This is a genomic window from Suttonella sp., assembly GCF_056855035.1.
Genome location: NZ_JBXGGR010000030.1, coordinates 1 through 8044, shown reverse-complemented (window position 1 = coordinate 8044; position 8044 = coordinate 1). Strand labels below are relative to the sequence as shown.

Sequence of the window (8044 nt, the reverse complement as noted above, 5' to 3'; positions counted from 1 at the left end):
TATCCCGAGTTGGCAATCCCAAAAATAAGCAATTTGGCAGAAAGTCATATTGCGCGTTTAAAGGATGTTTTGCGATGTCATCGTGGCTTAAATCGTGAGCATAAGATACAGTTTATTATGGATTATTTATCCAATTAACTTATTCATAACCACCCATTTTGTCCATTAAGTGGGGGGGGCTCTCTGAAAAACCACCCAAAATGTCCATTAACTCTTTTTATTAGAACTGGGCACAGGCTTTGCCTTTATCGGCAGACAGCAGCGTATCAGCTTTGACGAGCAAAATTTTTCTGTAGATTTAGTGTTTTATAACCGCCTGCTGCGTTGCTTTGTATTGATTGATTTAAAAATCGGAAAACTAAAACACCAAGACCTCGGACAAATGCAAATGTATGTCAATTTTTACGACCGCCTCATTAAATTGCCCGATGAAAACAGCACCATTCGAATTGTCTTATGCCAAGATAAAAATCAATCGGTTGTAGAATTTCCCCTTCCCCAAGACAATACGCAGATTTTTGCTATAGTCAAAGATTTCAAAAAGAGTTACAGTTTTGATTCATTTTGCTGTACTCTCTATAACGCTCGCAGCTTGATATTTTGTGTCACTTTTTCAGTTTTTCGACTATAGCTGCTATCAAACCGTTTTGCCAAGCAAAGAAAGTTTACTGCGTTTAGTTGACGATATTTAGTCTTATTTCTTGAACAGGCAGAATATTTTCCCTACACTAAACATTTTTCCCAACGAGGCAGCCATGGACAAATCTCTTTACAATCTCCGTATCAGCAGTCACGAAACATTGCTTTCGCCCAATGATTTATACGCCGCACATCCGGCTGGCGATACTTGCCGCCAAACGGTTTTAGCAGGACGGCAAGCCGTTTGCAATATTTTAGACCGCAAAGACAAGCGTAAAATCATCGTCGTCGGACCCTGTTCGATTCACGACCCCGAGGCGGCGCTGGATTACGCCCGCCGCCTAAAAGCCCTCGCCGATGAAGTGCAAGACACCTTCCTTATCATTATGCGCGTCTATTTTGAAAAACCGCGCACTACGGTAGGCTGGAAAGGCTTAATCAACGATCCCGATTTAAACGACAGCTTCGATATGCAAAAAGGACTGCATATTGCGCGCAAACTGCTGATCGACATCAATGAAATGGGCTTGCCTGCCGGCACGGAAGCGCTCGACCCCATTTCGCCGCAATATATCGGCGATTTGATTAGCTGGACGGCGATTGGCGCACGCACCGCCGAAAGCCAGACCCACCGCGAAATGTCTTCCGGCTTATCCACCCCCGTAGGCTTTAAAAACAGCACCGACGGCTCGCTAGATGTCGCCATCAATGCCATCGAATCCGCCTCGCGTCCGCATAGCTTCTTAGGCATCGACGCCAACGGACAAATCGCGATTACGCGCAGCAAAGGCAATCCGCACGGACACATCGTACTGCGCGGCGGCAATCAAGGCCCGAATTACGACAGCGTCAACATCGCGCTATGCACCACCGCCCTGCATCAAAAAGGCTTGCCCGCCAATCTCATCATCGACTGTTCGCATGCCAATTCCAATAAAGACCCGCAACGCCAACCGCTGGTCATGAAAGACGTCATCCAGCAAATCGCCGCCGGCAACCAAGACATCTTGGGCGTCATGCTCGAAAGCCATATCCACGGCGGCACGCAGAAACTCGGCGACAATCCCGCCGCACTTGCCTACGGCATTTCGATTACCGACGGCTGTATCGACTGGGAAACCACCGTCGCCTGCATCCGCGATGCCCGCCAACTCTTACAGGAACATCATGCCTAATCAACGTCCGCTCGCTAATAAAATCCGCATCATCGCCGGCAGCCACCGCGGCCGCCGGATTCCCATTCTCGACCGCCCCGGTCTGCGTCCCAGTCCAGAACGCGTCCGCGAAACCGTCTTTAATTGGCTGCAAAACGAAATCGCCGGCGCAGCGGTATTCGACGCCTTTGCCGGCAGCGGCGCCATGGGTTTGGAAGCCCTATCGCGCGGCGCAGGCAGCGCCTTATTTTGCGACAACGACAGCCAAACCCTCGCCGCCATCCGCAACTGCTTGCAAGAATGGCATATTGGACACGCCCGCACCCTGCAAAGCGACGCCCTCACGCTCAGCAACAGCCCCACGCGTTACGACCTAATCTTTTTAGACCCACCCTTTGACGCCCATCTTCATCAAGCCGCGATAGACAAATTCGCCAGCGAGGCTTGGCTCAAACCCTATGGCAAAATTTATGTGGAAAGCGCGGAAAAACTCGAAAACCTGACACTCAAAACAGGCTGGCAATGGCTGAAATCCGGCCGTGCGGGACAAGTATATTTCGGACTACTCGGACGCAGCGATGACTAAAGCCCTCTATCCCGGCACCTTCGACCCCATGACCCTCGGGCATCAAGACATCATCACACGCGCCACCGCCTTTTGCGAAGAACTCTATATCGGCGTCGCGGCGGGGCATCACAAACAAACCCTTTTCTCCCTTGAAGAACGCGGCGCTATGGTGCAGGACATCATTGAAGAGCTGGGCTTAAGCGCGCGCGTCAAAGTATTGCCCTATGAAGGTCTGCTCGTCGATTTATGCCGTAAACATAAAATCTCATTAATTATCCGCGGCATACGCAGCAGCGGCGATTTCGAATACGAATACCGCCTCGCCGCCATGAACCATCATTTAGCCGATGAAATCGAAACCCTGTTCATGCTGCCCTCCGAACGCTTCACTTTTTTATCCTCAAGTCTGGTGCGCGAATCCGCTAAGCTGGGCGGCGACGTTTCCGCACTCTTAGCGCCTAAAATTAAAAAAAATTTATTGGACAAACTTGGAAGCCAAAAAAATTATGTGTAGAATATCGAGCGTCATTACTGACACCTCAAACAAGTTTTAAAAGGAATGAACATGAAAACTTCTATGAAAATTGCCGCTTTAGCTGCTGCTACTGTTGTTTTCGCCGGTTGCGCCAGCAAAACTGAAAACAATGCTGACTTGACTGCACTTCGTGCATCAGTTGAAGAAGCTCGTGCCGCTGCTATCCAAGCTAACCAAACTTCACAACAAGCTTTAGCTTTAGCGCAACAAAACGCCGCTAAAATCGACCGCGTTTTCACTAAATCACAAGTTAAATAAGCTGAGCTGATTTGAAAACCGCAGCGAATATCTTCGGATATTCGCTTTTTTATGCCTGAAAAACTTTATTTTTCATCTCTTTTCCGTATAATACGCCCTCTTTTTACACAATCCATACAAGGAAAATATTATGTTAGCAATCCGACTATCGCGTGGCGGCTCTAAAAAACGTCCGTTCTACCATGTAGTTGCAACTGACAGCCGCAATGCTCGTGACGGCCGTTTCATCGAGCGTCTTGGCTTCTTCAACCCCATTGCACGCGGCCAAGAAGTTGAACTGCGTTTAGATGTTGAGCGCATCGAATTCTTACAATCGCGCGGCGCGCAATTAAGCGATCGCGTCAGAAGCTTGGTCAAACAATACAAAGCGTCTAACCAAGCCTAATGAAACACAATCACGCTCAAATTACATTGGGGCGTATTGTGGGTGTTCACGGGGTTCGCGGCTGGGTGAAACTGCACTCAGACTGCCGACCCCGTAAAGCCATTTTAGGCTACCGCGAATTCATCGCCACCCGCCCCAATGGCGACAGCTTTACTCTCAAACTTAATACCGGACGCGAGCAAGGCAAATCGATTGTCGCGCATTTCGCCAATTATGACGACCGCGATGCCGCTATGCAGCTTATCGGTCTCCATCTGAGCATCAAACGCGAACAACTGCCTGTCACTGCGGCAAACGAATTTTATTGGACGGACTTAATCGGGCTGACCGTCGTCAATCGCCAACAGCAAATCTTAGGCAGCGTCGCAGAAATTTTTGAAACAGGCGCCAACGACGTCCTCGTTATCAAAACAGGCGCAGACAAAAAAGCCGCCGAGCTCCTAATTCCGCTGGTAGTGGGCGTCTATGTGGATTCCGCCGACTTTGACAAGCAAATCCTGCATGTGGACTGGGAAAGCGATTGGTCAAACGACAATCCCGCCTAATAAACAACGATGCACATCGATTTCATCAGCATTTTTCCCGAATTAATTGCGCATTGGTTCAGCCAAGGCGTCATCGGGCGCGCCATTGACAAGCAAATCCTGCAATTCTTCTATCATAATCCGCGCCAATACAGCGCAGACCGCCACGGAAGAATTGACGACCGCCCCTTTGGCGGCGGTCCCGGCATGGTGATGCAATATGCGCCGCTGGCGCAAATGGCGGCGCAGTTAAACGCGCAGACAGAACGTCCTTTTCACATCTATCTCAGTCCGCAGGGCATGCCTTTTACGCATGAAGTCGCCGCGCAATTGGCGGGCAAACCCCGCCTTGCCTTTTGGTGCGGACGCTACGAAGGCATTGATCAACGCTTTATCGATCAGCATATTGATGCGGAAATTTCGCTGGGCGATTTTGTCTTATCCGGCGGCGAAATCGCCGCTGCGGTCATTGCCGACGCGGTCTGCCGCTTGATTGACGGCGTCTTGGGAGACGGACAATCCGCCTGTCAGGATTCCTTCCACAATAAACTTTTAGACCACCCCCACTATACACGCCCTGAAATTGCTGATAAAATCTGCGCCCCTGAAATACTGCTCAGTGGCAATCATGCGCTTATCGCCCGTTGGCGCATGAAACAGGCACTGGGCAGAACGTTTTTACTGCGTCCTGATATTTTTGCTGAACTTAACCTCAGCCGGACGCAGCAAAGTTTATTAAATGAATTTTTAGCTGAAACCCATTTTTCTGGAGAGCCGTCATGAGCAACATCATCGACACCCTTGAACAAGAACAATTTAAAACCGATTTACCTGAATTCAACCCAGGCGATACCGTTGTCGTACAAGTCAAAGTACGCGAAGGCAACCGTGAACGTTTGCAGGCTTTTGAAGGCGTAGTTATCGCTAAGAAAAACCGTGGTTTAGGTTCATCTTTCACTGTGCGCAAAATTTCTCACGGCGAAGGTGTCGAGCGCGTTTTCCAAACGCACAGCCCTTTGATTGATTCCGTGAGCGTCAAACGCCGCGGCGACGTACGCCGTGCGAAATTATATTATCTGCGCGGATTGGAAGGCAAAGCAGCACGTATCAAAGAAAAACTTGATACCAAAAAAGCCGCTGCTGAATAAGGAAAATATGCAGACACTTGAATTTCAAGACTGTATCTCGCAAATCGCCGCATTGTGTGCAAACGCTTCTGCGGCGATTTTGTCATTCTATGGTCATCAAGATCATATGGGCATTGTCATTAAAGACGACAAATCCCCTTTAACGCAGGCGGATCTTGCCGCTGACCGCATTCTCAACGAAGGCTTGGTCAATATTGCGCCCATTCCCGTCGTCAGCGAAGAAAATCTTTCCAGCCAAAACCAGTCATTTGAAGACTATTGGCTGATTGACCCCATTGACGGCACAAAGGAATTTATCCGCCAAAGCGATCAATTTTGCATTGCGATTGCACGTATTTACCGCCACCGCCCGATGTTAGGCTTGATTTATTCTCCCACTCGGCGCTGCTATTGGTATGCTGGCGCAGGTATGGGCGCGTATAAAGTAAGCCCAAATCAAGCGCCGCAACGCCTGCACTGCCGCCGTTTCAATCCCGCAGAACCGCGTCTATTGACCGCCGGCATCAACGTCAGCAAGCGTGTGCATCATTTTTTGCAATCGCAATTCGGCGAATATCGGCATGTCAGCCAAGCCAGTGCGCTGAAATTCTGCCGAATGGCGGAAGGCGATGCCGATTTTTACGTCAAACTGTCGCTCGGCGGCAGCGAATGGGATATTGCGGCAGGCGATATTTTGCTTAGCGAAGCCGGCGGTGGTCTTCGCTACTTTCCGCAGCTCACCGCCATCGATTATGGCGCGCGCGAACATCTGCAAAATCCGCCTTTCCTTGCCTATGGCGCCGGCTTTGACGACAGCCGCATCGCCGCTTACTTTCAAGCCATGCAAGCACTGTTTGCCGCCGAACAGCAGACCTCACGCACACCGTCGCCATTTTTTTAATTACAGACACACATCATGACTAAAACCGTTGAACTCCTTGCCCCAGCCGGCTCAATCAAAACCATGCGCTATGCTTTTGCCTATGGCGCCGATGCTGTTTACGCAGGCTCCGCCCGCTATTCCCTGCGCATGCGCGGCAATGAATTCACGGACGAAAACCTCAAACAAGGCATTGATGAAGCGCATGCCTTGGGCAAACATTTCTATCTCACGGTCAATACCCAGCCGCATAATTACAAACTCGACACCGCTTTGCGCGATCTTGCGCCTTCGCTTGCCGCCAAGCCTGATGCGCTGATTATGTCCGACCCCGGGCTTATTATGATTGTCAAAGAAGCCTATCCTGATATGCCCATTCATCTCTCCGTGCAGGCCAATACCGTGAATTGGGCGACCGTGAAATTTTGGCAGCAAAACGGCGTCAGCCGCGTCATTTTGTCGCGCGAACTCTCGCTGAAAGAAATCGCCGAAATCCGCCAACGCTGCCCCGATATGGAGCTGGAAGTATTCGTCCACGGCGCCTTATGTATGGCGTATTCCGGACGCTGCTTGCTCTCGGGCTATTTCAACAACCGCGACCCCAACCAAGGCACTTGCACCAATGCCTGCCGCTGGAAATACAAAACCCATGCCAGCACCGAGGAAGAAGAAGGCGAATTCATCCCCACGCCCGATTTAATCTTCTCTCCCGATGCACTAAGCGGCATCACGGACAGTCGCGAACGCCACCCTTTGGCTGACGGCGTGTATTATCTGGAAGAAGAAAACCGCCCCGGCGAATACATGGAAATCACCGAAGACGAACACGGCACCTATATCATGAACAGCCGCGACCTACGCGCGATTGAACACGTTGGCGAACTCGTGAAAATCGGTGTGGACTGTCTGAAAATCGAAGGACGCACCAAATCCCATTACTATGCCGCCCGCACCGCCCAACTCTACCGCCAAGCGATTGACGACGCTTATGCGGGACGCGATTTTAATCCCGATCTGAATGAAAAACTGGAAGGACTGGCGAACCGCGGCTATACGGACGGCTTTTTCGTGCGCCGCCAAATCAAAGCCCAGCAAAACTACGCCACAGGCTCGTCCAATGCCGCGACGCAGCAATTTGTCGGCGAAGTCATCGCCTATGATGCGGAAAAAGGCTTGGCGACCATTGAAGCCAAAAACCATTTCCAAAGCGGCGACCGCGTGGAAATCATCAGCCCCAACGGCAACCGCGAAATCACCATCGGCAGTCTTTTCGACCGCAAAAACTGCGAAATCGTTCCGGCGGCAAAAGGCAGCGGCTGGCAGGTGCAAACCGACATCGGCGAAGTGGATACCTTTACCCTTTTAGCTAAAAACCTTTCTTAAGTCCTATTCATCGGTAAAGCGGTGCGGGCATGAATCTTCTACCGCAAAACTCAGTCTTTGATTCAGCAAGCCTATGCTACACTGAGCCTTTTCATCAAAAAGGAAAACATATAGACTGGAAAGGCGGCAGACGCAGCAATAATGTGCAAGACAGACGCGGCGCCGGTATGAAAGCCGGCGGCATCGGCTTAGGTGGCATCGTTATAGTCAAAGAATTGAAAAAGTATTACGGATTTGGTTCGCCTTGCCGTACGCTCTGTACTGCCTGCGGCTCGCCGCCTTGTACTACTTTTTCACTTCTCCGACTATATACTTACTAAACCCCAAAATAACACTTAAAACCTTCTTCGATTGTATCAAACTCTGCCAAATGACTTCTAAGCCATCTCTTAATCGTTGCCCAAGTTTGCTCTATTGGATTTAGCTCAGGTGAGTAAGGTGGTAATGGTAAGATGATGTGTTTGTATGGCGTGTTATTGATAAGCTCTTGCAAGTGTTTCATTCTGTGAAATCTTGCATTATCTAAGATGATGATACAAGGCTTGCCTGTTTGTTTGGTGTGATTGTTAAGACAAGGCAGTAGCATTTGTT

The 8044-nt window shown here is 50.0% G+C and carries 11 protein-coding genes and 1 pseudogene; 11 read left to right on the top strand and 1 reads right to left on the bottom strand.

Translation table 11 applies throughout. The features are described 5' to 3' along the window. Positions 1-214 precede the first annotated feature (214 nt). The 11 genes and pseudogenes from ACJHVI_RS02830 to trhP all read left to right on the top strand — a co-directional run. Positions 215-631, top strand: a pseudogene (locus ACJHVI_RS02830) (PDDEXK nuclease domain-containing protein); the annotation flags it as partial. Positions 632-755: 124 nt separating this feature from the next. Continuing rightward, positions 756-1814, top strand: coding sequence for a 3-deoxy-7-phosphoheptulonate synthase (locus ACJHVI_RS02825; protein ID WP_483183110.1), 1059 nt, complete (start codon positions 756-758; stop codon positions 1812-1814). After that, positions 1807-2379, top strand: coding sequence for a 16S rRNA (guanine(966)-N(2))-methyltransferase RsmD (gene rsmD / locus ACJHVI_RS02820; protein WP_483183109.1), 573 nt, complete (start codon positions 1807-1809; stop codon positions 2377-2379). The genes ACJHVI_RS02825 and rsmD overlap by 8 nt, the downstream gene beginning before the upstream one ends. Then, positions 2372-2875 (top strand): pantetheine-phosphate adenylyltransferase, encoded by a 504-nt coding sequence (gene coaD / locus ACJHVI_RS02815; protein WP_483183108.1) that lies wholly within the window; start codon positions 2372-2374, stop codon positions 2873-2875. The genes rsmD and coaD overlap by 8 nt, the downstream gene beginning before the upstream one ends. A 51-nt stretch (positions 2876-2926) precedes the next feature. Then, a complete protein-coding gene (locus ACJHVI_RS02810) occupies positions 2927-3154 on the top strand; it encodes a hypothetical protein (protein WP_483183107.1) in 228 nt (75 codons plus the stop codon). Positions 3155-3284: 130 nt separating this feature from the next. Further along, positions 3285-3539 carry a 30S ribosomal protein S16 gene (gene rpsP, locus ACJHVI_RS02805; RefSeq protein WP_483183106.1) on the top strand — a complete coding sequence of 85 codons (255 nt, stop codon included), beginning with the start codon at positions 3285-3287 and terminating at the stop codon, positions 3537-3539. After that, positions 3539-4084: a ribosome maturation factor RimM gene (gene rimM, locus ACJHVI_RS02800; RefSeq protein ID WP_483183105.1), complete on the top strand. Its 546-nt coding sequence runs from the start codon at positions 3539-3541 to the stop codon at positions 4082-4084. The genes rpsP and rimM overlap by 1 nt, the downstream gene beginning before the upstream one ends. Before the next feature lie 9 nt (positions 4085-4093). After that, positions 4094-4846, top strand: a complete 753-nt coding sequence (trmD, locus tag ACJHVI_RS02795) for a tRNA (guanosine(37)-N1)-methyltransferase TrmD (RefSeq protein WP_483183104.1) — start codon at positions 4094-4096, stop codon at positions 4844-4846. Further along, positions 4843-5211, top strand: coding sequence for a 50S ribosomal protein L19 (gene rplS, locus ACJHVI_RS02790; RefSeq protein ID WP_483183103.1), 369 nt, complete (start codon positions 4843-4845; stop codon positions 5209-5211). Before trmD ends, rplS begins: the two co-directional genes overlap by 4 nt. A 7-nt stretch (positions 5212-5218) precedes the next feature. Next, positions 5219-6091, top strand: coding sequence for a 3'(2'),5'-bisphosphate nucleotidase CysQ family protein (locus ACJHVI_RS02785; RefSeq protein ID WP_483183102.1), 873 nt, complete (start codon positions 5219-5221; stop codon positions 6089-6091). 15 nt (positions 6092-6106) lie between these two features. After that, positions 6107-7453, top strand: coding sequence for a prephenate-dependent tRNA uridine(34) hydroxylase TrhP (gene trhP, locus ACJHVI_RS02780; protein ID WP_483183101.1), 1347 nt, complete (start codon positions 6107-6109; stop codon positions 7451-7453). A gap of 316 nt (positions 7454-7769) precedes the next feature. Here trhP and ACJHVI_RS02775 read toward each other — a convergent pair. Next, a partial coding sequence (locus ACJHVI_RS02775; RefSeq protein WP_483183100.1) for a transposase occupies positions 7770-8044 on the bottom strand: 275 nt, incomplete at its 5' end.